Raw genomic sequence first — 24,334 nt, forward strand, 5'->3', positions numbered from 1 at the left:
AAACAGGAGAGGTCGAATGCTGAAGACGACGCATCTGATTGCAGGTGAATGGATCGGGGGTGAAGCGCAATTCACCAACGAACCAGTCAATGGTAAGGCTGACAGCTTTGCTGTCGGTACTCCGGACCTTGTTGATCGTGCTTGCATAGAGGCCGAAGACGCATTTTGGTCCTTTGGCTACTCAAGTCGCCACACGCGGGCCAGATTTCTGCGACGAATTGCCGATGAGATCGACGCGCGCGGTCATGAAATTACAAATATGGGTGTCAAGGAAACGGGTCTTCCGGAAGCCCGTCTTGTTGGTGAGCGTGCCCGTACAACAGGGCAGCTTAAAATGTTTGCCGACCATATTGAGGCCGGAGATTACCTGGATCGACGTCATGATGAGGCATTACGTGACCGTGCCCCCCTGCCTCGGCCCGATTTGTGCATGATGCAACGCCCTATCGGACCTGTTGCCGTTTTTGGCGCGTCGAATTTTCCGTTGGCCTTTTCGACGGCGGGCGGCGATACCGCCGCCGCGCTTGCTGCGGGTTGCCCCGTGGTGGTCAAGGCCCACTCGGCGCATCCCGGCGTCAGTGATCTAGTGGCACAGGCCATCGACGCCGCCATAAAGGCGCTGGACCTGCACCCCGGCGTATTCAACCAGATCCAGGGCGGCAACCGCGCGGTCGGAACTGAACTTGTTCAACATCCCTGCATCAAGGCTGTTGGGTTCACGGGTTCGCTGGCTGGAGGGCGCACGCTGTTCGATCTTTGTGCATCACGACCAGACCCGATCCCGTTTTTTGGCGAACTGGGCTCGGTCAACCCGATGTTCGTCCTTCCAGAAGCCTTGTCAACTCGTGGCGCTCAGATTGCCGAGGGCTGGGTCGCATCTCTGACCATGGGGGCGGGGCAGTTCTGCACCAATCCCGGGGTCGCGGTGTTGCTGGCGGGGCCAGAAGCCGGGGCCTTCACACAAGACGTTTCGACCGCATTGGCTCAGGTGGGGGGCCAAACCATGCTGACCCGGGGGATATCAGAGGCGTTCCAAAGGGCGCGCGACCGACTTGCCGACGAACCGGGCGTGCAATCAATTATAACTTCGGGCTGTGAGCCTCGGCAGGCCACGCCCAGCCTATTTGCAACAACGGCCGCCGAATGGCTGGCGAATAAGGAATTGGCTGATGAAGTTTTTGGTCCGGTCGGAATGATCGTCAAGGCGCGCTCGCGGGAAGAGATACTTGCAATTGCGCAGTCGTTGCGCGGTCAATTAACCTGCACCTTGCATATTGACGCGGGTGACGCGCAGCTTGCCCAAGACCTGCTTCCGATTCTGGAGCGCAAAGCCGGGCGGGTTCTGGCCAATGGCTTCCCCACCGGCGTGGAAGTTTGTGACAGCATGGTCCACGGAGGCCCCTACCCGGCCAGCACCAACTTCGGGGCAACCTCGGTGGGAACTCTTTCAATACGACGGTTCCTTCGACCGGTGTGTTACCAGAACATTCCGGAAGAGCTTCTGCTGCCCGACCTACGGTTACAGTACCGCGAGAGTGAAGCCTGTTAACTGCGGGAGTTAATGGGTGCCATCTTTGCGCATGCGGGGTGGGTGCAGGAACCGCTCCGGCCTCCAATTTAGCTGCTTTGCAAACTCCAGGATGTGTTCTCGCTCAAGCTCGAGGCGACCGGCATCCCGGCTCTTGCCATTCTCCAGGATCACCAACTGCGCAACAGTGCGAAGCGCATCCAGGGCAATGATTTTCATGACCGGCTCCTTTCCATGGTCAGCAACCAAGGGAGCCAATGGGCTACACGACAACTACGGATCCGCGCGCGCAGCAGCCGCTACCGAAGTGCGCCACCGGTTCAAGCATCGTTTGCGGCGGATAAGTCGAAGGGGCGGCCAGATAACAACTCGAGCTCACAGCTCATCAAATACTTCGGCCTGCCTACCATTTGTGCTCCCAACGCCCCAATCCCGGTGGATCAATAGTAAACCACATTGAGGTCTTCGGGACCTCCGATTGGAGCGTCGCGTTCATTCATACCGGATAACAATATCGTGGAACAAGATCACCAATTCATTACAAGACGAATACGCCCGATGCTCGGTTTCAAATCGTTCACCTCTGAAACTTCGACGTTGGAAGGCATCGAAGTCGCTAACATGATCCGAAAGGGTCAACTCAGATTAGAACTCTGTCCATTTCGCCAGTTCGCCGAATTGGCAGCCTAACCTGCTGTATTGGTGAGTTCGCATAACCCAGCGTCAGATTGCGCTGCACATATTCCATGCCATAGGTGAAAACGTCACGATACCGATGTATTCAGAATGCTCCGATCAGCTAACCGGCGACACAGACAGGATATCCCAGCACACCCCGAGTGTATGGTAATCCGTCTTGCCCGGAGGCGATTTCAGATCGTCGATTTTCTCGCCCTTTGGCGTCAGAACGCGGAACCACGCGCCGTATTCATGGTCGATCAGGTGATCCCAGGAATAACGCCAGAGCTCCAGATAGGTCTGCAGATAGGCGTCTTCGTTGGTGCGCTGGTACAGCCGCCATGCGGTAGCAGCGGATTCGCTGTGCACCCAATAGTATTTCTCCCGTGCGCAGACGGTGCCGTCCGGGGCGAAGCCATAGACCAGCCCGCCATATTCGGTATCGCGCCCGTGCTTTATCGCGGCGTCGAACAGTTCAACAGCGCGATCCAGATACCAGGGCTGCGGGCGCAATTCGTCCAGCGTCAGCAGCAGCCGGGCCCATTCCACAAGGTGACCGGGCTGTATCCCCCATGGCTTGAACAGATCGTTAGGCTTGTCGCGGTGATAGTCGAAATCGGGCGCCCAGTCGGCATGGTAGTGTTCCCAGATCAGACCATCCGTCAGTGCGGGCAATTCGACCGTGAATTTCCGCGCCAGTTTCTCGGCCCGTTCCAGATACCGCGCCTCGCCCGTGGCCTTATAGGCTGCGATGCAGCCTTCGCAGCTGTGCATATTGGCATTCTGACCGCGATAGGGGCCGAGCGTCGTCATGCCCGCGTCATATTCGTCGGCATAGGCGCCGTGGTCTTCCTGCCAGAAATGCCGCTCCATGAAGTCCCAGATGTCGTTGATGACAGGACGCGCGGCTTCGATCCCTGCGTTCAGGGCAAAGGCCGAGGCGATCAGGACAAAGGCGTGGCCATAGGCCATGACCCGGCCATCGGCCACGCTGTCCCCGTCAAGAATCCAGATGTAGGACCCATCGGGCCGCAAATGCCGGTCCCGCAGGGAAGCCAGCCCGTGTTCGGCTTTGCGCAGGTGACGCTCTTCGCCGCGTTTGCTGTAGGCAAGCGCGTAATCAAAGACAAAGCGGCAGGAACTGACAAGATGCCGAGTCTGGCGGTCATAGATGCTGCCATCGTCGCGGAAGCAGTGAAAGAAGCCGCCTTCGGGATCGACCACCACATCCTCGTAAAACGCGAGGGTTCTCGAGATGTGGTCGTTGAGGAATTCGGGCGAGGTGAAATCGGGATATGTTTGGGTTTGTGTCATAATAAGTCCTACTGCGCGATGCTGGGCAGCCAAAGCACCAGCGCCGGGAAGATCGTGATCAGGAACATCACACCATAAAGCGTCAGCACAAAGGGCACGCTTTCGCGGAATATCGGGCCGACCGGGATCTTGGCCAGACCGCCGACGATGAACACCATCAGGCCCATCGGCGGGGTGATCATCGACACCATCATGTTGAGAACGATGATCACGCCGAAATGAACCATATCCACGCCCGCGGCGGCAAGGCCGGGCAACAGCGCCGGGATCACCACATACATCATCGGCGCCTTGGTCAGGAACATCCCCATCAGAATAAAGGCTCCGTGGACCACAAACAGCAATTGCATCTTGGTGATTTCCAGCGACAGGATGAAGGTGGTAATCGCCTCGGTAACCTTTTCGACAGTGAAGATGTAGTTCAGGGCAAAGCCGCCGCCGATCAGCAGGAACACCATCCCAGATTGCTTAGCGCTTTCGACCAAAGCTTCATACAGCGCCGACCAAGACGACATGCGATACAGGAATACCGACAGCAGGACCGCATAAGAACCCGCTGCTGCCGCCGCCTCGGTCGGGGTAAACACGCCGGAATAGATGCCGCCCAGCAAAATGATCGGCATCAGCAGCGGCCCGATCGCCTGCACCATCGCGACCATCAGCACCGCGCCCTGCATCCGGGGTTCGGTCGGAAATCCACGACGGCGCGCCTGCCATGCGACCAGCACCATCATCGCAATCCCCATGATCAGCCCGGGAACGATCCCCGCAAGGAACAGCGCCCCGACCGATGCGCCCGAGAAAAAGGCGTAGACCAGCATCGGGATTGACGGAGGGATGATCGGCCCGATGGACGAAGACGCAATGGTCACCGCTGCCGCATAAGGCGCGGGATAGCGGTTCTTGTCCCGCATCATCTTGATCAGCACCTGACCAATTCCCGACGCGTCCGAGGTGGCATCACCGCTCATACCCGAGAAGATGATCGATGACACGATATTGACCTGCGCCAGCCCGCCGGGCCTGTGCCCGACCAGCGCAAGGCAGAATTTCAGTAATCGGTCACTGATGCCGCCGTGATCCATCACCTTTGCTGTGAAGATGAATAGCGGGATGGCAATGACGATGATGTTTTCGACCGAGGCAAAGATCACCCGCTCGGCCATGATGCTGACATCGGTGCCCCCGACCAGCGCCCAGACCACGACGGTCGAGATCATCACGAACCCGATCGGCAGGCCAAGCAGGATCTGCACGCCGAAATAAATCGACGCCCACATAAGCGGATCAGACATCAGGTGCCCTTTCGTTCGGGTCGTTCGGATCGTTGCGGATCAACGAAATGGCTTCGAACAGGGCAATTGCCGCATAGGCCACAACGAAAAAGATCATCAGCACGAAGAGATATCCAAGGTTGAATTTGATCGCGAAAGTCCGTTCGCGGAACATCCATTCAAGAACGCGCACGGTATCCGGAATGGACAAAAGCATGACGACGGCAAACAGCGTCAGCGAAATGGCATACAACCATTGCGAAAGCCGTTTGGGCAGCAGATCCATCACAAGATCCAGCCCGACATGTTCGCGCATCCGCATCTGGGTGGCGGCGGTAAACAGGCTTAGCGTGACGAAAAGAATGCCCGCGACCTCAAGCGTCCAGACCAGCGGATCACTCAGGACGTAGCGCCAGAAAACCTGCGCTACAAAAGTCAGAAAAAGTGCGGCGAACATCATGGCGGACAGCCATTCGCACACGCGTTTCAGGGTTTTCAGGATTGGGGCCACACTTGCCATGTTATCGTCTCATCCATCACCAAAGCGTAGCAGGCAGTTTAGTGCGGCCGGGACGCAAATTCACGTTCCCGACCGCGGGGAGTAACCCGATTAGTTAGACAGTGCCTGGCACTCGGCCGGGATTTCCATGTTCGCGATGGTCTCGAACATGCCATCTTCCCATTTCTCGGCCAGTTCGCTGCCCAGGAATTTCTGCTGCACGGCATCGCGGAAGGACGCGCGGTCAGGCTCGGTGAAGACCACGCCTTCAGCTTCGATGGTTTCCTGCAGCGATGCTTCCTGCTCCATCACGTTCTTGGTGTAGGCCGCCATGGCAACAGCCGCACCTTCGGACACAACCGCCTGCTGTTCTGGGGTCAGCTTTTCCCAGTTTTTCGAGGAAAATGCCGGGAACTGCATGAGCACCTTGTGCTTGGTGTTCACGATCTGCTCGGTCACTTCATAGAACTTCTGCGAATAGATCAGCGTCAGCGGGTTTTCCTGCGCGTCAACGGTTCCGGTTTGCAGCGCCAGATACAGCTCCGAGAACGGCACCGGCGTCGGGTTGGCGCCAAGGCCTTCGCCCATCAGGATGTTCGACGGCGAGGGAACCACGCGCAGCGACATACCGGCCAGATCGGCGGGGGTCTTCACGTCTTTCTTTTCACGCAGGTTCAGGGTCCGGGTGCCCTGATAGGCGGCATCCAGAACCCGCAGGCCCATTGCTTCATCCAGTTCTGAGACCATGCGATCCCACACATCGCTGTTTCTGAAGGCGCAGATGTGATCCGGGCCGGACAGCAGATACGGCGTTGCGAAGATTGCCCATTGCGGGGCCTGATCCTCGAACCAGCCCGGCGACATATAGGCGGCGTCGATGGTGCCGCGCGCCAGCGCCTGACCCTGCTTGCCCTGCTCGACCAGCGATGCCGCGTCGAACACGTCGACCTCGAGGTCTGAGTTCGCTTCGATATATTCTTCCCAGACGCGCATGGCGACGGCGTCGGGGTCGGTGCCTTTGCCGACGGTCGAGAATTTCAGCGCCTCGGCCGAAACACAGGTTGCCGTCAGGCCCAATGCCACAGCAGCACCTGCCAGAATTTTGGATGTGGAATTCATTCGTTCCTCCCTGGGATCAAACAGTCAGTTTCGAGTCTCTGTGTTGACGGATGCTACATTTCAGCATAGCATGTTGTCAACATGTCATGCCACTTTATAATAATAAGTGCAAAAACAGGATGATACGATTATCATGACCAATCTTGGCGGATTTTTCTCTGCAATTCCAACCCCTTTCACTGATAACGGAGAGCAGATTGCGCCCACACCTTTGGGGGATCTAGTCGCCCGGAATCTCAACGCCGGGCTGAAGGGGCTTTATGTGGGCGGCAGCACCGGCGAAGCCTTCCTGATGACAGTGGAAGAACGTGAAACCCTGCTGAGACTGGTGATCGAAACCGCCGACGGTCGTGGCACGATGATGGCGCATGTGGGCGATCCCAACCCGGCGGTCTCGGCCCGGCTGGCCCGTCTGGCCGCTGATCTGGGCTATCATGCCATTTCGGCGGTTCCACCCTTCTATTACCAGTACAAATTCGATGAAATCGCCGCGCATTATGAATGGCTGGCAGGTCAGAGCGACCTGCCCTTCGTAATCTACAACTTCCCCGGCCTGTCGGGGGTCAAATGGTCGTCGGACGAACTTGTGCGCCTTCTGGATCTGCCCGGCATCGTCGGTGTCAAAAACACCTGCGGCGATCTTTATGCGCTGGAACAGCTGCGTCGGCGTAAGCCCGATTCTATTCTGTATCACGGGTTCGACGAGACCCTGCTTGGCGGACTGTCGCTTGGGGCCGATGGCGGCATCGGATCGACTTACAATTTGCAGCCCGGGCGTATTCAAGCGATGGCCGCAGCACATGCCGCAGGCCGCAACGAAGAAGCGCGGCAACTGCAGTCCGAATCCAACGAACTGATTGATGCGATCGTTGCCGCAGGCGTACTGCCCTCGCTGAAATACCTGCTGACGGCGCAGGGCATTCCGATGGGTCCTTGCCGCCGCCCGTTTGGCAGTCTTTCGGCTGAGTCCCGCAAGGTGCTGGACATGGCTGCGGAACTGCATTTATCCGATAAGGCAGCGTAATCACCCGAAACAGCTCACAGGAGCCAGCATGGACACTACCCTTGGACGTATTCGACTGAGCGAGCAGATCGAGGAAGCCATCCTGAATGCCATCAAATCAGGTGAATACGCTCCGGGCAGCAAACTGCCTTCCGAACGCGCGCTGATGGAGATGTTCGACGTAGGCCGCCCCTCGATCAAAGAGGCGCTGTTGATGTTGGAACGCAAAGGGTTCGTGCGGCTGAAACGCGGCATCGCTCCGGTGGTTCTGGAGCCCACGCCGCAAGGGGCTATGGATGCCATCAGCGACATGGTACAGGCCATGCTGCCCGACGCCTCGCGCCGGTCCGAGTTTTACGACCTCAGGGTGATGCTGGAAACCGCCGCAGCGATGGAAGCGGCCCGCCAGTGCGACGCGGATGAACTGGCTGCATTGGAAGAGGCATTGGAAGCGTGCCGTCAGGCCATCGGTAAATCAAAGGCCTTCCGGGATGCGGACAAGGCGTTTCATTCCTGCCTGATGGCAACCCAGCAGAATTCGGTGGCAAACGCGCTGCATGGCGCACTGATCGACTGGGGTCTCTACAACCCCGAAACCGGCCCCGAGCTTGACCTCATCAACAAGCGCGTCATTGCCCAGCACGAGGCGATTGTCGACGCCGTTCGGGCTCGCGACCCTGCGGCCGCCGCCGACGCGCTGCGCGTTCACCTTCAGACACGGCGTGATGCGCTGTAGACAGGTTGATTTGTGGTACATGGCAGTCCAGAAAATATCAAAGGCGTTTGGGCCACAATCCTGTGCAGGTTGAGCAAGGACGGATCGCCCGACCTTTCCGCCATCGATGAACAGGTCGCTGCCTATGCCGCAGCCGGGTGTGATGGTGTCTATTCAGGCGGCACCGCGTCCGAGGTCCACAGCTTGACCGAAACCCAGTTCAGGGAAATCTCGGTTCGGTTTGCCGAGGCCGCGCGCAAGCATGGTCTGCCCTTACAGATCGGTGCCACGCACCCGCTGGCGCAAGGCAGCCTTGCCCGCACAGCCTTTGCAACAACGCTTGATCCAATTGCGATTCAGGTAACACTGCCCGATTGGACCCCGCTGGATTTCGGCAGCGTCCAACGGTTCCTGAACAAGATCGCTGAAGCGGCCGACGGCTATCCGCTGGTTCTCTACAACCCGCCTCATGCAAAAACCGTGCTGCAACCGGATGAGCTTCTTGCGCTGGCCAAATCCACCCCATCGTTGGTCGGGTTGAAATGCGGCGGTGGAGATACCCGATGGTACAGTGCAATGGCGCCCGTGTTTGAACGGCTTTCGGTATTCATCCCCGGCCATCACTACGCCAGCGGCACAGCGCAGGGGGCGCATGGCAGCTATTCGAACATGGCCTGCCTGTCCCCGTCTGCAGCGGTGCGTTGGGCGCAAATGCCCAAAGCGCAAGCCCTGTCACTCGAAAACCGGATCGCGGAATTCATGGCCGAGGCGATCTTACCCCTTCTGAACCGGGGCCTGCCCGGTTTCGGATGCGACAAGGCGATGGCGGCTGCGGGCGGCTGGGCCCGTATTGATCCGCAATTGCTGTGGCCGCACGAGGGCGCATCAATCGAAGAGGTCCAGCGCATCATCTCTGCCGCGCGCCGCCACATCCCCGAATTCATGGAACCCATGAATGACTGATCGACCCAATGTTTTGCTGGTTATGTCCGACCAACAAACCCCCACGACCCTGGGCTTTCGGGGAGAAACCCCCTGCCGTACGCCCAATATGGACAAGCTGGCCAGCGAAGGTATCAGCTTTGATCGCGCCATGACGCCCTGCCCGTTATGCCTACCATCGCGCGCGGCATTGTTCACCGGGCTTTATCCGCACGAAAACGACATGCTGGACAATGCCACAAGTGCACTGACCCAGTGCCAGATGCTCGACCTGTTCCGCGAGGGCGGCTATCAGGTGAATTATGCCGGGAAATGGCATCTGGGCCACGACAATATTGGCAAATTCACCGACCGCGATGATGGCGACAGTACCCAAGAATATTCGGACTGGTGCACCGAAAAGGGGTTGGTTGACGGCTGGACGTTCAACGACCCACGCGCCCGAACCCACAGGCAGCCGTCCATGTCGACGCCTCTCGCATTTCCGCTCGACATGCCGCCCGAGACCACGAACGATGCCTATATCGCGGATTTCGCCATCGAACACCTGCGCACCCGCGACCGCTCGCGGCCCTTTTTCCAGGTCTGTTCATTCAACGGCCCACATCCGCCATTTGTGATCCCCGAGCCCTATTATTCGATGTACGACCCAGCGGACGTAGTCGAACCGCCAAATTTCGGGCCGCAGGACGGCGAGCCCGAAGTGAACCGCTCCAGCTATTATCGGCAACTGTTTCTGGATCACGGCACCGATTTCGAGGCATGGCGCAAAAGCTATGCAGTCTATTGGGGTTTCACCTCGCTGATCGACGATCAGCTGGGCCGCATTCTGGCCGAGTTGGAGGAACAGAACCTGATGGAAGACACCATCATCGTCTATCTGTCGGACCACGGTGAAAACCTTGGCGCGCATGGGCTCTGGCACAAGATGGTTGCCTATGAGGAATCGATCCGCATTCCGATGATCTTCCGGGTGCCGGGCCGGAATGCCAGAGGCCTTCGCTCTGACGCGCCGGTCAGCCTGATCGATGTGGCGCCAACGCTCGCATCGCTCTGCGGCCTACCCGCGCAGCCAGAATGGCGTGGTGAGGATCTGTCGAGCGCCCTGACCGGCGGAGCAGAACCGTCAGCAATCCGCCCCATGTTCGCCCTTCACCGCCCGCTGGGTGACTGGATGCAAACCCAGCCCTGGCGCAGCATCGAGATCGGGAAGGTTAAATACATCTGGCACCGGGACAATGTGACAGAATTGTTCGAACTGAATGCGGACCCATATGAGCGGTCGAACCTAAGCGGCGAACCTGATTGGCTGGACAAGATCGGGGATCTTCATTCCGAACTGGTTCGCATGATGGTCGAACTGCAGGATCCACTCGCGGATGATGCGGCCAGACAGATCTGAACGACCGAGAATGACGCCCTAACTTGGCGTCCGTTCACTCGCCGCGGAATGGAATTGCGCGGCGAGTGTGCCATGTGGGGGTCCATTGCGGTACGAGGCGAAATGACACTCTCTTATGATCGTTTTTGGTTTTCCCGAAACGAATAGACTATCCCGCTGGCGCGGAATGGTCAAAGTCTGTAGCCTGTACAGGCGCTGGAGACGGTGGGCCGAACCGAGTGTTGTCATGCTCTCATCTGCGGATTGGTTACCGCTTTTCTTAATACGACGTGGGATTGCCTCTCTCTAAGTACGGATATCTGTCCCAACGAGCGCCGAGGATTTCCCCATCATTGGCCGCCATCTCCAGTGTGCGGCACAGATCTCCAGTGTGCGGCACAGGCAGGCTGGTCGGTCGTTCAGGCGGTAAGCGGGATTCTCCGAGCGATGCCCAAGATGAACCCGGCAAGTTCCCGCGCGATAGCTGCCAGCACACGCGGCTGCAGTTTGCCCGTCCGGATGAGATCGCGGTAGCGTTTGCACAACCGGTTCTATGCTTTCCAACCGATATCTTAAATCTCTTGAGTTGGGTGCGCCACACGTTTCTTGTGCGGATGTGGTGCTTCCCGCTGCAATCGCCAAGCATGCAAAGCAATCGTTTAGAAACAGACATCAAACGGCAGTTATGCTGCGGATCTGGCACTTGCCATCTTCGGGATGGGCGTGTCGGCTTTCACCGGTCGCGGCTTCGGCAGCACGCCAGTGGACGCGATCAAGCCCATTCACGTCCCCTGCCTGTCCAATTTGCCGGTGATTGGCGAGATGTTCTTTCAGTACGATCCGCTGGTCTATTTCTCGTTCGTCATGTTCGGTGCGGTCAGCTGGTTCCTCTATTGCACCAAGACTGGTCTGACCCTGCGTGCCATCGGTGAAAGCCCGGTTACGGCGCATGCAATCGGGTTTCATGTCATTCGCATCCGCAATCTGGAGGTTATGTTTGGCGTGGCGTACCTGTTGCTTGTCTATACACCACCCTGGGTCGAAAACATGACTGCTGGCTGCGTCTGGATTGCCTTGGCCATCCCATCTGAAGTGCTGTCGGCCCTACACTATCTGGCGACGATTATTGTACTGGTCATCATCCCGCAAAACCGGCAGGTAATGGCGCTGGACTTCCCCAAGTCGCTGGTACAGCCGTTCCGACCAAAAGGTTGATCTGCAGGATTTTGAAGCGCTCACACAGATTGCAGAATTATTGCGGAAATTTCACATTGTTGGGTTCTTTGTTTGTCGGAACTGGTAGCCGCGATAGATCGGATTGGGATTCGCCCAATTTGGCACGTTGAATGGCTGATCCGGGGCCTGAACAAAAAACTAATAACAGAAATTTTATTTGAGTCTACATCATCCACGTTTTCGCAATTTGGCATTAAGGAACGCTTAGGATTGAGCGCTGGAGGTACGCGAAGTTTTGTGTTTGAAAGACGGCATATGTATAGAACCGCTCGAAGGCTACCATCCATCTCGGGATCAAGCGTAACTTCTTCCGGGATCCTTGTCTTCCTATACTTGGCTCACATAATTGGAACAATCGGCCTGTTCAAAAAACAGGCACCCGAAGGCGCCTCAGTTGGGGAGCAGAAATTGCCTTTCATCTTTGATTTGTGAACCAAACCTTATCCGAATGACCTACGCTAGAACCTTAGCTGACGGGAAGAACTCGTAGCCGAGATCTTGCGCAACTGCCTCATAGGTGATCTGACCACTAGCAACGTTGAGGCCATTTGAAAGATGGCCATTTGAGCGCAGAGCCTCTTTCCAACCGTTGTTCGCGATTGCGACAGCGTGCGGCAGCGTGACGTTGTTCAGTGCATAGGTCGACGTTCGGGCGACTGCGCCCGGCATATTGGCGACGCAGTAATGAACCACATCGTCGACAACATAGGTGGGCTCTGCGTGAGTGGTAGCTTTGGACGTTTCAAAGCAGCCGCCCTGGTCAATCGCCACGTCCACGACGACCGCACCGGGTTTCATTTTTGAGATCAGTTCGCGTGTGACCAGCTTGGGTGCAGCAGCACCGGGGATCAGAACCGCGCCGACAACCAGATCGGAATTGGTGATTTCTGCCTCCAATGCGGCTTTGGTCGAATAGACAACCTTGGCGGACGCCTCGAAATGGTTCTCCAGCTTCTCAAGAACTGCCGGATTGCGGTCCAAAATGGTCACGTCGGCGTGCAAGCCAACAGCCATCTGGGCCGCATTGAACCCAACAACACCGCCACCGACGACCACAACTTTGCCGGGCTTCACGCCGGGCACACCGCCCAGCAATACGCCCAGACCGCCTTTAGCTTTCTCCAAAGCGCTGGCACCGGCCTGGATTGACATGCGACCGGCCACCTGGCTCATCGGTTTCAGCAGGGGCAGACCGCCATTATCGTCGGTGACTGTCTCGTAAGCGATGCATACAGCGCCCGAGTCGACCAAATCTTTGGTCTGTTCCGGGTCGGGGGCCAGATGCAGATAGGTATAGAGGATTTGACCTTCGCGCAGCATAGCGCGTTCCACGGCCTGAGGTTCCTTTACCTTCACAATCATCTCCGCATTGGCAAAGATATCCGCTGCGGTTTCGGCAATCTCCGCGCCAGCGGCACGATAGGCATCATCATCAGCCCCAATGCCTGTGCCGGCGTTGGTCTCGACGATGACGTTGTGACCATGAGAAACCAGTTCGGCGACGCTTTCAGGGGTCAGGCCAACACGGTACTCGTGGTTCTTGATTTCCTTGGGAACACCAATGAACATATTCTTCACTCCTTGGAACGGATGATCATTTTGCGGTTGGCATGGCGAACTCGGCACCTTCCGAGATACTTTCAGGCCAGCGCTGCATGATGGATTTCTGCTTGGTGTAGAAACGCACACCCTCCTCGCCATAGGCGTGCATGTCGCCGAAAAGGCTCTTCTTCCAGCCGCCAAAACCGTGCCAGGCCATCGGAACCGGGATCGGAACATTGACGCCGACCATGCCGACCTGAACCTGCTTGCCGAATTCACGCGCGACGTTGCCGTCACGGGTGAACAGCGACACACCATTGCCGAACTCGTGGTCGTTGATCAGTTGCAGGCCTTCAGCAAAGTTCGAGACGCGGACGCAGGACAGGACCGGGCCGAAGATCTCTTCCTTGTAGATCTTCATGTCGGGGGTGACGTTGTCGAACAGGGTACCGCCCAGGAAAAACCCTTCTTCATGCCCTTCGACGGTATAGTCGCGACCGTCGACCAACAGGTCCGCACCTTCTTCGATGCCAGAGTCGATGTACCCTTTGATGCGGTCACGCGCGGCGGCGGTGACGATAGGACCCATCTCGGCGTCCAGCTCAAGGCCATTCTTGACCTTCAGAGTTTCGGCGCGCTCTTTTAGGACCGGCATTAATTTATCGGCAGCATCACCAACCAGCAGAGCTACCGAGATCGCCATGCAGCGTTCGCCCGCCGAGCCAAAGGCCGCGCCAATCAAGGCGTCGGCGGCCTTGTTCATGTCCGCATCGGGCATCACCAGCATGTGGTTCTTTGCGCCACCCAGGGCCTGAACCCGTTTGCCATGCCGCGCGCCAACTTCATAGATGTAGTTCGCAATCGGGGTCGAGCCGACAAAGGACACGGCCTTGACGTCGTCGTTCTCCAACAGCGCGTCGACGGCGAACTTGTCACCTTGTACGACGTTGAACACACCGTCAGGGAAACCGGCCTTCTGCATCAGATCGGCGTATAGCAGCGCAGCGGACGGATCGGTCGGTGACGGCTTCAGGATAAAGGTATTGCCAGCGGCGATGGCGATCGGGAACATCCACATCGGCACCATCACCGGGAAGTTGAACGGAGTGATCCCGGCGACAACGCCCAACGCCTGACGCGTTGTCCAATTGTCCATGCCAGTGGAGACCTGCTCCGTGTAATCGCCCTTGAGGAGTTGCGGAATGCCGCAGGCAAACTCGATGATATCAATGCCACGCTCAACTTCGCCTTGGGCGTCGGTGAACACCTTGCCATGCTCAACCGTGATGGCGCGCGCCAGATCGTCCTTATGCTCGCGTACCAGGGCCAGAAAGTTGTTCATAAGGCGGGCGCGGCGGATTGGCGGTGTGTTTGACCACTTCGGGAACGCGGCTTTGGCAGCGGCCACTGCGTCGTCGACAGTCTGTAGAGTCGCCAGCGATACCGCACCGGTTTGCACACCGGTTGCGGGATTGAAAACCGGCTGGGTATTCTCACCGGATGGAGCAGTGATTTGGCCATTAACGTAATGACCAATGGTTGCAATGTTGGATTGATCTTTCATTGTACTTCTCCGGATATTCAATTGAGGGTACGCAGAATGTCTGCGAGCTTGCTGAACAGCGTTTCGACTTCGGCTTCTGAAATGATGAGCGGGGGAGACAGCGCTATGGTATCGGCGGTCACGCGGATCATCAGACCTTCAGCCCAGGCTTTTTTCATCGCCTCAAACGCACGAGCTCCTGGCGCGCCTTCACGCGGAGACAACTCAATCGCACCGACGAGTCCAAGGTTGCGGATGTCTACCACGTTCGGAAGGCCTTTGAGGCTGTGCAATCCCTGTTCCCAAATTGGCGACAGTGCTTTAGCACGATTGAACAGGTCATTCTGTTCATAGGTTTCAAGTGTTGCCAACGCCGCAGCAACACCAATCGGATGCGCCGAATAGGTGTAGCCATGGAATAGTTCGATGGGCGCATCTGCGTTTTCCATCGCAGAATCGTAGATTTTGTCGCTGACTAGGACTGCACCCATCGGAATGACGCCGTTGGACAGACCTTTTGCGGTGGTGACGATGTCGGGTGTAACGTCAAAGAATTCAGATGCGCTTGCGGTGCCCAAACGGCCGTACGCGGTGATAACCTCGTCGAAAATGAGCAATATGCCAAAACGATCGCAGATTTCTCGAAGGCGCTGTAAATAACCCACTGGTGGTAGGAGTACGCCGGTTGAACCTGCCATCGGTTCTACGATTACAGCGGCAATAGTCGAAGGGTCGTGAAGCTCGCAGATGCGTAGCAGATCGTCGGCGTATTCAATACCGTGCTCAGGGCAGCCTTTGGTAAACGCATTACGCGCAGGATCATGCGTATGACGAAGGTGATCGACACCGGATAACAACGTACCAAAATACATCCGGTTCTTGACCATGCCGCCAACCGAGATTCCACCAAATCCCGTTCCATGATATCCGCGCTCGCGCCCGATCAGTCGTGTGCGCGCGCCGTCACCACGCATCCGGTGGTAGTGCAACGCAATCTTCAAAGCGGTATCGACGGATTCCGAGCCCGAACTTGTCAGGAAAACATGGTTCAGCCCTTCGGGAAACATCGCAACCAGTTTTGATGTTAACTCGAACGACTGCGGATGCGCGAAATTAAACCCAGGTGCATAATCAAGGGTTGCAACCTGACGCTGAACAGCTTCAACAATCAGAGGCGAATTGTGACCGGCATTCACGCACCACAAACCAGCCGTTGCATCCATGATCTGGCGGCCATCAGTGCTTGTGTAATACATACCATCAGCACTGGCGACCATACGCGGGTCTTTCTGGAAGTCTCGGTTGGCCGTGAAGGGCATCCAGAAACTGCTCATGTCATTTGTGTTGAGTTGTCTGTTCATCGAAGTGACTCCAGAGTGTCGGCGTGTTGAACTATGGTGTGATACCGCTTGAAAAGAAAAACAATCCCGATTTATTATCTTCCAACTATCGTTGATTTCATTCAAAAATACTGGCACAATGCTTTCGATCTAAAGCGGCAAATCATATGAAGAAAAATCAAGCTCACCAAGACGAACTGGTAGCCCGCCGACTGCGGGTTGTTCGCAAATCGCGCGACCTTTCCCAACGGGAACTAGCGCGGCGTGCAGGGGTCGGAAGTGGTACAATTTCCTCGATTGAATCGATGTCCACGCAGCCTTCAGTGGCGGTTCTGAAAAAGATACTGGATGGCATCCCGATGGACCTCGCCACGTTCTTTAGCTTCGAACTGGAAGAGAAAAAAAGCAGGCTCTACCCAAAGGAGAGTCATCTGGATATTGGAACGCCAGGACTAAAGTACCTTCTGCTGGCCGCAAAACGACCAGGACGGCGAATTCAGATGTTGCACGAGTTCTATGGGCCTGGAAAAGCATCAGGCCGATCCCTTCTATCGCACGAGGGCGAGGAATGCGGAGTAATCATTCGTGGTAAGCTCGAAGTCACAGTTGCTGAGGATGTATTCATCCTGGAACCAGGGGACGCGTATTACTTCAACAGCGAACAACCACATCGGTTCAGAAACATCGGTACCGAAGTCTGCGAAGTCGTATCTGCCTGTACTCCTCCAACGTTTTAAAGGTGCAGTGACCTTTTATGCGTGGGTAAACGTTTGCGTTTGTCCGCTCAGCGTTTCTCCTTTAGGTCCATTCGGCAACAGGAAATTCAAATAACACCTGCGACCCCTGCCAAACCAATACTAGAAAGCGTGAACCCGGCGCCGAATAGAATTGACAATCCTCCTTCTCCAATAACCAGATCCACTGAAACGATCACCATTTTGCGTGGTACATGCAGTTCACTTGCGACTTTCAAAGGTACTTTCAAATCGACGATTGTTACCATGCTGAACATCAATATCAGACTACACACCATGTCCAGCATAAGAATCGTCGCCGACGCACCACTCAGTTTCCCCAAAATGACAGGGCAATCGCAAAGATGGCCACCCACGTCTTGATCGCGGGATTGAACGCGCGAGTTAGCGCCACGGCATCGGTCATCTGCGAGTAAGTGGTGTTTGGGGGCCCGCCCAGCAAATCTGCGACTGTCGTTGACAAATCGTCACATAGCATAGTGTTCGGGATACCTGATTCTTTCAGGTAATCCTTCTTCGTCACAGCACTTATCGACATGATATCGCCAAAGTGTTCCGTTCCTGGCGCAATAGCAACTGGCAGGATGAAGATTGTAGCCGAGACATTGATTTCCAGCACAACAAATGCTGGATCTGCGAACCAATCGGAGCCCACCAGCCATGACCAAATTTCGCCATGGCAGGGATTTAAATTTTGTCTTGGACAAGTCTCTAGCGCTCGCCCTTCCGATAGGGTTGCATCAGCGCCTGAGGCACACGCGCGCTACGCGACATTATTACGAGCGCCAATATCGATAGCAGATAAGGCATCATAAGGAAGACTTGATACGGTACAGCCTGACCGAGAACACTCTGCAATCGCAACTGATAGGCCTCAAAAAGCGCGAACAGAATTGCTCCAAGGATTGCCCGCCCCGGCTTCCAAGACGAGAAAACAACCAGCGCGATACAGATCCAGCCACGACCCTGCATCATTGTCGGGAAGAAGCTGTTGAATGCCGCCAACGTCAGGAACGCACCGCCGATTGCCATCAATGCACTGCCAGCGATCACGGCCCCGTAACGTACGCGTATTGGGTCTACACCCTGCGCTTCGGCGGCATGTGGGTTCTCACCGGTTATCCTTACCGCCAAACCAAGCGGTGTCTTGGCCAGCATATATGCCATGCCAATCGCGACTATGATCGCAAGGTAAGTTGGTGCGGTTTGGCTGAAAAACGCGGGGCCTATAAACGACAGATCCGACAGCACCGGAATGTCCAGCGACTGGAATGGTTCCACAGTCGGCGGTGTATCCTGCGCCGGGATCGCAATACGGAAGATGTAGTAGCTGAAGCTCGAGGCAAACAGCGTGATCCCCAGACCCGTAACGTGCTGAGACAAGCCCAATGTCACTGTCAGCCCGGCGTGCAATAGACCGAAAAGCCCCCCGCACAAAGCCGCTGCCATAAGGCCAACCCAAAGGTTTGCGCCTTGAAATACTGTTAGCCAACCAATCATGGCACCAAATGTCATTATCCCTTCGATTCCCAGGTTAAGAACCCCCGCACGTTCGCAGAGCAAAGCGCCAAGAGTCCCGAAAATCAGAGGCGTCGCGATCCGCAGAACTGAAGCCCAGAGTCCGACGGTGAAGAAGATCTCAATGATATCGGTCATCTGCGGATCCTATAGTTGGAGAGGAAGATTGCGACCAGCATCGTCAAAAGTGATAACGACACGACAACATCTGCGATGAAGCTGGGGATGCCGAATGTCCGGCTCATGCTCTCAGATCCCACAAACATCATTGCAGTAAAGATGGCGGCAAAGATAACGCCGATTGGATTCAGACTGGCCAACATAGCAACGACAATGCCAGCGTAGCCAAAGGACGCTGACAGATCATTAGACACCTGCCCTTTCACGCCCAGAACCTCGACAGCACCCGCGACCCCGGCCAATCCACCCGAAAGGCAAGCCACCTTGATCAGGGTTTTTTGGAATGGAACACCGGCGAATTTTGCCGCGACAGAGTTGAATCCAGCCGCCTTCGATTCCAAACCAAACACGGTATATGAATTCAGAATGTAAACAAAAACCGCAGCAACCAATGCAATTATCAAGCCAAAGTGGAGACGTGAGCGTTCAACGATTTTTGGCAGCAACCCTTCGTCTACAACCGGAACCGACTGCGGCCAACCAAAGGCTAGAGGGTCTTTCATTGGGCCATCCAGCATCATTGACACAAACAACAGAACCACAAAGTTCAACAGCAGCGTTGTCACAACCTCGTCCACACCGAACCGCAGCCGAAGGCTCAGCGGAATGACAAGCATGATCATACCGGCAAACGCACCCGCCAGGATCAGTAAAGGGATCAAGGCGATGCTTGGCAGCCCAAGGAAATTTTGGAATCCAAACACAGTCGCCAAAAGCGCGCCCATGTAAAACTGCCCTTCCGCACCGATGTTCCAGATCCGTGCACGGAATGCCACTGCTGCGGCAAGCCCGGTGACGATCAGAGGTGTTGCCCGTGTCAACGTCTCGGTTATTGCGAATTTCGATCCGAAAGCGCCGACAAAGATTGTGTGGTATGCCTGAAAGACCGGTGCGCCCGCCAAAGCGATCAGCACACCTGCCATCGCCAGCGATGCAACGACCGCCAGAAGTGGAGCGGTGATGACAAGTGCCTTGGACTGGTGTTCTCGTTTTTCTATGCGCATCAGCTTAGTCCTCGCCACTCGCCTGCCATCATCAATCCGAGCTGACGCGAATCCACATCCTTTGCATTCACCGCGGGTGAAAGCCTGCCTCCGTGGATCGCCATTATCCGATCAGATAGCGAGACAACCTCTTCCAAGTCTTCACTTACCAAAAGCACCGCTGTACCGCCCCTCCGGGCGTCAAGAATATCCTCGTGAATTGCGGCGATCGCGCCTTCATCCAGCCCGCGGGTTGGTTGCGCGGCCAGCAAAAACACCGGACGCTTCGACAGGCTGCGGCCCAGGATCAATTTTTGCATATTGCCGCCGGACAACAGGCTGATTTGGCTGTTCGGCGTGCCGCCTCTGACATCGAACCGGTCGATCAAATCCTGACAATAGGCCCGCCCCGCAGGTTTGTTTAGGAATCCGCGATTTGAAAACCTTGGATCATCGATACGTTCCAGAACTGCATTTTCCCAAAGCGTTAATTCTCCGACCGCGCCCTGGGTATTCCGATCCTCTGGAGTCCGACCGACGTCCATATTGCTCAGATCACGAGGAGTCAGTTGGTTGACCTGCTGACCGTCTATCTCGAGCGAGCCGTTATCAGGATGGACAACACCGGCGACGAGATCACATAGGGCAGCCTGTCCATTTCCGGACACACCGATAATTCCAAGCGTCTCCCCTGCGCGAATTTCAAAGTTAATGTCCTTCAGACGCGCGATTGCCCCGACGCGCAGGCCGACATCGTTTGCGCGCACAATGACATCGCCGGGAGTCGCCTCTTCGCGAACGGGCCGTTCGACCTTGCGGCCGACCATCAATTCGGCGAGTTCTTCCTTGGTCGTTTCCGACGTCTTTCTCTCAGCGGTCACTTTCCCTGCACGCAGTACTACGACGCGATCCGCACCGTTCATAACTTCATTTAGCTTATGTGAGATGAAAATGATCGAAAGCCCGTCTGCAGCCATCGAGCGTAAAGTATCAAACAAACCCTCGGCTTCCTGCTGCGTCAGAACTCCTGTGGGTTCGTCCAGAATGAGAATGCGTGCATTGTTGTAAAGCGCTTTCAGAATTTCAACGCGCTGCTGTTCGCCCACCGAAAGGTCGCCAACGCGTGCATCGGGGTCAACGACAAGGCCAAACTTCTCCTCCAGCGTCTTGAGCCTGTTCTTACCCTTTCCGGTCTCGGACTTGAACTTGGACATCGGCTCGGTGCCGGTCATAACGTTCTCGAGAACGGTCAAGTTCTTGGCCAGGGAAAAATGCTGGTGGACCATCCCAACGCCAGCGTTGATTGCCTCTTTCGGCTTTCCGTGCGGAATATTCTTCCCGTCTATATAGACTTCACCCTCATCCGGCACGTAATGCCCGAAGAGAATGTTCATAAGTGTCGTTTTTCCTGCACCGTTTTCGCCGAGCAAAGCAATGACTTCACCCCGATGTAGTTTGATTGAAATATTGTCGTTTGCCGCAAATGATCCGAAACGTTTGGTTATCGAATCCAAATGCAGAACTACAGGTTCAGACATAACAACGTCTCCAGGACGGGTGCTGAATTTTCGATTTTCTTCGGCGGGTAAAGGTTTTCGCCATTACCCGCCGGGGCAATCGACGGATGGCTCAAGTCGGATCGCTAAAGTCGATTTCAACTTCGAATTCGCCAGCCTTGATGGCGGCACGAATTTCTTCCATCGGCCCGATTGCATCTGCTGGAACCATCGACTCGACGAAGGCAATGTCGTTTCCGCCTTCCTTCATCAATCCGAAGCGTGTGTATTCCTGACCATTAGAGTTTCCGGCTGTTCTGTCCGCCAGCGCTGCGGCAAGGATCGGGCCGAAGTTCCAGATCGCGTTTGCAAATACGGTGTCGGGATAGCGTTCAGAATAATCAGTCAACGAGCCGATGGCTCGAATTCCCCGCTCTTTTGCTGCATCAGCTGTGCCAATTCGTTCGCCAAAAAGAATGTCAGCGCCTGAATCAATCTGCGCAAGCCCTGCTTCTCGCGCCTTCGGTGGATCGAAGAAAGTTCCGATGAAGTTGATCAGATGTGTTGAATCCGGGCGAACGGAGTCGACGCCCTGACGGAACCCGTTAATCAGCATATTGACTTCCGGGATCGGGATCGCGCCTACAGCGCCGAAGACGCCGGTTTCGCTCATATTTGCGGCCAGCATGCCGCAAAGAAACGCTGCTTCGTGGTTCCAGGTGCCGAAGGTCCCGAAATTGTCGCCCTCGGGTTTGCCGCTGGATCCCATCAGGAATGTTGTCTCAGGGTAATCGCCTGCAACTTGTCGGGCTTCGCGTTCTACCGCGTAAGCTTCTCCGACAATCACTTGAGCGCCCTGTTCAGCAAACTCGCGAAGCGCTCTTGAGTAATCGGTTCCGGCTATGCCCTCCGAGAAAATGTACTCGATTTCACCCCGCTCGGCGGCTTCAAGCATTGCGACGTGAAGCCGCGAATTCCAGGCATTTTCTACCGGAGACGCGTGAACACCAGCTACTTTTATTGGCGTCGCGCCCAAGACCATCGGCGCTGGCAATACCGAAGCTAATCCGACAGCAGTCCCTGCTTTCAGAACATTTCTCCTGGTCAGTTTCTTTTCGATTTTCATGATCTTCCTCCTCCGTCGATCGTTTTGAAGGAGCCCCACGACCCCTCATTCCTTCGTCTTTAGAAACCTCTCAATTTCTAATTTTGACCATTTGGTAAAATTAGATAATTTTTACCTCTTGGTCAATTTATTTCCACATACCTGCATTATTCTTTCTAAAGATTGTCCGAGTATTCAGGAATTCGGTTGGTAACTCGCTGGATCCAGCTCCAACGGTCTACCTTCAAGTCCTAGAGTTGAGACTCTCGGTGGAGTTTCAGAAATCACTTTGCCACGGCGAATGACTGCGAGGCGGTTCGGTTTGAGGCGAACAGCTTCTATTGGATCGTACGCCTGCAGTAAGACCAAATCAGCGTAATTCCCTTTAGCAATGCCATATCCCTGGAGCCCCAATATGCGTGCAGGGATTTCAGTGATCGCATCGAAGCACCAGCGCATGTCTTCCCGAGAGGATAACTGGCCGACATGCAATCCCATTGATGCTACGTCGAGCATGTCGGCCGATCCAAGTGAATACCAAGGATCCATTACGCAGTCAGAACCGAATGCGACGGCAATCCCCGCATCTCGCAGTTCCTTAACCCTAGTTTGCCCACGACGCTTGGGATATGTATCGTGTCGACCCTGCAACATTATATTGATCAAGGGATTTGCAATTGCCTGAACGCCGGCCTCGGCCATTAGCGGTATCAACTTAGAGACAAAGTAGTTGTCCATTGAGTGCATTGACGTAAGGTGGGATCCTGCAACACGACCGTGTAGGCCCAACCGATTAGTCTCAAACGCCAGTGTTTCGACATGACGGGACATTGGGTCATCAGATTCATCGCAATGCATGTCGACCTGTAATCCGCGCTCGGCAGCCAGTTCGCACAACCAGGTCACCGATCGCGCTCCATCGGACATATTACGTTCAAAATGGGGAATCCCACCAACGACATCGACACCCATGTCAAGCGCCCGCACCAAGTTGTTTTCAGCACCTTCGGCTCGAAATACACCGTCCTGCGGGAAAGCCACCAACTGCAGATCGATATAGTCTTTTACATGGTCGCGAACCTGCAGCAGGGCGTCGACGGTCTTAAGATCAGCATCGCTTACATCAACGTGAGAACGGATTGCAAGCAACCCCTGACTGACTGCGAGATCGCAATACCGCAAAGCGCGTTCAATGATCTCGTCCACGGTCTGGATCGGTTTCAACTCGCTCCAAAGTGCGATCCCTTCAAGCAAGGTTCCCGAAGTGTTCATTCTTGGTTGCCCAAGCGACAACGTTGCATCCAAATGGAAATGGGAATCGACAAACGGTGGCGATACGAGCATTCCACCAGCATCTATGACCTTACCCGCTTCCTTCGTAATGCCAACATCCACGGCTTCAATGCGGTCATTAATGCATGCAATGTCCATTCCACTACGACCATCTGGCAATGTCGCGTTTCGCACTATTAAGTCAAATGTCATGTCCTGTTCTCCAATCTGTTTTGAGAGATATCAGTCGATCATCGGCAGCAGTTTGTCCAATGATGCCTTGGCGTCGCCATAGAACATGCGGGTGTTTTCCTTGAAGAACAGCGGGTTTTCGATGCCCGAGTATCCGGTACCTTGGCCACGCTTGGACACAAAGACCTGCTTGGCCTTCCAGCATTCCAGAACCGGCATACCGGCGATGGGGCTGTTGGGGTCTTCCTGCGCCGCAGGGTTCACGATGTCGTTCGAACCGATGACGATGGCCACATCCGTATCCGGGAAGTCCTCGTTGATCTCGTCCATTTCCAGCACGATGTCATAGGGCACCTTCGCTTCGGCCAACAGAACGTTCATGTGGCCCGGCAGACGACCCGCAACGGGGTGAATGGCAAAGCGCACATTCTTGCCCTTGGCGCGCAGCTTGCGGACCAGTTCGCTGACCGACTGCTGCGCCTGCGCAACGGCCATACCGTAGCCCGGGATGATGACAATGCTGTCGGCATCGTTCAGCGCCGCTGCAACGCCGTCGGCCTCGATGGCGATCTGCTCGCCTTCAACGGCCATTTGCTCGCCCTGCGGGCCGCCAAAGCCGCCAAGAATTACACTGACAAAGTGACGGTTCATCGCCTTACACATGATGTAGGACAGGATCGCACCGGACGAGCCGACCAGCGCACCGACCACGATCAGCA

At 55.8% G+C, this 24,334-nt stretch carries 23 protein-coding genes and 1 pseudogene; 8 read left to right on the forward strand and 16 right to left on the reverse strand.

The features are described 5' to 3' along the window. Window positions 1-16 precede the first annotated feature (16 nt). Window positions 17-1,549, forward strand: coding sequence for an aldehyde dehydrogenase (NADP(+)) (locus tag ACR0LF_RS20265; RefSeq protein WP_480581841.1), 1,533 nt, complete (start codon window positions 17-19; stop codon window positions 1,547-1,549). Between the two features lie 9 nt (window positions 1,550-1,558). Here the strand turns inward: ACR0LF_RS20265 and ACR0LF_RS20270 are convergent, their stop codons facing one another. Further along, entirely contained in the window at window positions 1,559-1,747 is a 189-nt protein-coding gene (locus ACR0LF_RS20270) for a hypothetical protein (RefSeq protein WP_480581843.1), read from the reverse strand. A gap of 288 nt (window positions 1,748-2,035) precedes the next feature. On the opposite strand from ACR0LF_RS20270, the pseudogene ACR0LF_RS20275 reads away from it, so the two are divergent. Continuing rightward, window positions 2,036-2,218 (forward strand): annotated as a pseudogene (locus ACR0LF_RS20275) (DDE-type integrase/transposase/recombinase); the annotation flags it as partial. 105 nt (window positions 2,219-2,323) lie between these two features. On the opposite strand, the gene ACR0LF_RS20280 reads toward ACR0LF_RS20275, so the two are convergent. The 4 genes from ACR0LF_RS20280 to dctP all read right to left on the reverse strand — a co-directional run bounded on the left by ACR0LF_RS20280 (window position 2,324) and on the right by dctP (window position 6,412). After that, entirely contained in the window at window positions 2,324-3,520 is a 1,197-nt protein-coding gene (locus ACR0LF_RS20280; RefSeq protein WP_480581845.1) for an AGE family epimerase/isomerase, read from the reverse strand. Window positions 3,521-3,528: 8 nt separating this feature from the next. Continuing rightward, a complete protein-coding gene (locus tag ACR0LF_RS20285; RefSeq protein ID WP_480581848.1) occupies window positions 3,529-4,815 on the reverse strand; it encodes a TRAP transporter large permease in 1,287 nt (428 codons plus the stop codon). Next, on the reverse strand, window positions 4,808-5,314 hold the full coding sequence (locus ACR0LF_RS20290; protein WP_480581851.1) for a TRAP transporter small permease: 507 nt from the start codon (window positions 5,312-5,314) through the stop codon (window positions 4,808-4,810). The genes ACR0LF_RS20285 and ACR0LF_RS20290 overlap by 8 nt, the downstream gene beginning before the upstream one ends. Before the next feature lie 90 nt (window positions 5,315-5,404). Then, a complete protein-coding gene (dctP, locus tag ACR0LF_RS20295; RefSeq protein ID WP_480581854.1) occupies window positions 5,405-6,412 on the reverse strand; it encodes a TRAP transporter substrate-binding protein DctP in 1,008 nt (335 codons plus the stop codon). Between the two features lie 133 nt (window positions 6,413-6,545). Between dctP and ACR0LF_RS20300 the strand changes: the two genes are divergently transcribed. The 5 genes from ACR0LF_RS20300 to ACR0LF_RS20320 all read left to right on the forward strand — a co-directional run bounded on the left by ACR0LF_RS20300 (window position 6,546) and on the right by ACR0LF_RS20320 (window position 11,668). Beyond that, entirely contained in the window at window positions 6,546-7,436 is an 891-nt protein-coding gene (locus ACR0LF_RS20300; RefSeq protein ID WP_480581857.1) for an N-acetylneuraminate lyase, read from the forward strand. A 28-nt stretch (window positions 7,437-7,464) separates the two neighbouring features. Next, a complete protein-coding gene (locus ACR0LF_RS20305) occupies window positions 7,465-8,151 on the forward strand; it encodes an FCD domain-containing protein (protein ID WP_170744073.1) in 687 nt (228 codons plus the stop codon). Window positions 8,152-8,163: 12 nt separating this feature from the next. Further along, window positions 8,164-9,093, forward strand: a complete 930-nt coding sequence (locus ACR0LF_RS20310; protein ID WP_480581860.1) for a dihydrodipicolinate synthase family protein — start codon at window positions 8,164-8,166, stop codon at window positions 9,091-9,093. Then, on the forward strand, window positions 9,086-10,474 hold the full coding sequence (locus ACR0LF_RS20315) for a sulfatase-like hydrolase/transferase (RefSeq protein ID WP_480581863.1): 1,389 nt from the start codon (window positions 9,086-9,088) through the stop codon (window positions 10,472-10,474). The genes ACR0LF_RS20310 and ACR0LF_RS20315 overlap by 8 nt, the downstream gene beginning before the upstream one ends. A 702-nt stretch (window positions 10,475-11,176) precedes the next feature. Next, a complete protein-coding gene (locus ACR0LF_RS20320; RefSeq protein ID WP_480856458.1) occupies window positions 11,177-11,668 on the forward strand; it encodes a hypothetical protein in 492 nt (163 codons plus the stop codon). 474 nt (window positions 11,669-12,142) lie between these two features. Here ACR0LF_RS20320 and ald read toward each other — a convergent pair whose 3' ends face one another. Genes ald through aptA form a run of 3 tightly spaced genes read right to left on the reverse strand, consistent with a single transcriptional unit; the run spans window position 12,143 to window position 16,135 of the window. Then, window positions 12,143-13,258 (reverse strand): alanine dehydrogenase, encoded by a 1,116-nt coding sequence (gene ald, locus ACR0LF_RS20325; protein WP_480581868.1) that lies wholly within the window; start codon window positions 13,256-13,258, stop codon window positions 12,143-12,145. Between the two features lie 25 nt (window positions 13,259-13,283). Further along, complete coding sequence (locus tag ACR0LF_RS20330; protein ID WP_480581871.1) at window positions 13,284-14,795, reverse strand: CoA-acylating methylmalonate-semialdehyde dehydrogenase; 1,512 nt, start codon at window positions 14,793-14,795, stop codon at window positions 13,284-13,286. Window positions 14,796-14,812: 17 nt separating this feature from the next. Then, complete coding sequence (aptA, locus tag ACR0LF_RS20335; protein WP_480581904.1) at window positions 14,813-16,135, reverse strand: omega-aminotransferase AptA; 1,323 nt, start codon at window positions 16,133-16,135, stop codon at window positions 14,813-14,815. A 146-nt stretch (window positions 16,136-16,281) separates the two neighbouring features. Between aptA and ACR0LF_RS20340 the strand changes: the two genes are divergently transcribed. Then, the gene (locus tag ACR0LF_RS20340; protein WP_480581874.1) at window positions 16,282-16,851 is read left to right on the forward strand and encodes a cupin domain-containing protein; all 570 of its coding nucleotides are present in this window, start codon (window positions 16,282-16,284) and stop codon (window positions 16,849-16,851) included. Between the two features lie 86 nt (window positions 16,852-16,937). Here the strand turns inward: ACR0LF_RS20340 and ACR0LF_RS20345 are convergent, their stop codons facing one another. The 8 genes from ACR0LF_RS20345 to ACR0LF_RS20380 all read right to left on the reverse strand — a co-directional run. Continuing rightward, window positions 16,938-17,117 (reverse strand): hypothetical protein, encoded by a 180-nt coding sequence (locus ACR0LF_RS20345; RefSeq protein WP_480581877.1) that lies wholly within the window; start codon window positions 17,115-17,117, stop codon window positions 16,938-16,940. Between the two features lie 62 nt (window positions 17,118-17,179). Beyond that, window positions 17,180-17,488 (reverse strand): solute carrier family 23 protein, encoded by a 309-nt coding sequence (locus ACR0LF_RS20350; protein ID WP_480581880.1) that lies wholly within the window; start codon window positions 17,486-17,488, stop codon window positions 17,180-17,182. A gap of 92 nt (window positions 17,489-17,580) precedes the next feature. Next, complete coding sequence (locus ACR0LF_RS20355) at window positions 17,581-18,525, reverse strand: ABC transporter permease (RefSeq protein ID WP_480581883.1); 945 nt, start codon at window positions 18,523-18,525, stop codon at window positions 17,581-17,583. Then, a complete protein-coding gene (locus ACR0LF_RS20360) occupies window positions 18,522-19,571 on the reverse strand; it encodes an ABC transporter permease (protein ID WP_480581886.1) in 1,050 nt (349 codons plus the stop codon). Before ACR0LF_RS20360 ends, ACR0LF_RS20355 begins: the two co-directional genes overlap by 4 nt. Further along, a complete protein-coding gene (locus ACR0LF_RS20365; RefSeq protein WP_480581888.1) occupies window positions 19,571-21,088 on the reverse strand; it encodes an ABC transporter ATP-binding protein in 1,518 nt (505 codons plus the stop codon). Before ACR0LF_RS20365 ends, ACR0LF_RS20360 begins: the two co-directional genes overlap by 1 nt. Window positions 21,089-21,179: 91 nt before the next feature. Next, complete coding sequence (locus ACR0LF_RS20370) at window positions 21,180-22,172, reverse strand: BMP family protein (protein WP_480581891.1); 993 nt, start codon at window positions 22,170-22,172, stop codon at window positions 21,180-21,182. Window positions 22,173-22,346: 174 nt separating this feature from the next. Further along, window positions 22,347-23,636: an amidohydrolase family protein gene (locus tag ACR0LF_RS20375; RefSeq protein WP_480581894.1), complete on the reverse strand. Its 1,290-nt coding sequence runs from the start codon at window positions 23,634-23,636 to the stop codon at window positions 22,347-22,349. Window positions 23,637-23,666: 30 nt separating this feature from the next. Next, on the reverse strand, window positions 23,667-24,334 hold a 668-nt coding region (locus ACR0LF_RS20380), incomplete at its 5' end, for an NAD(P)(+) transhydrogenase (Re/Si-specific) subunit beta (RefSeq protein ID WP_480581896.1).

Source organism: Ruegeria sp. E8 (assembly GCF_056533985.1).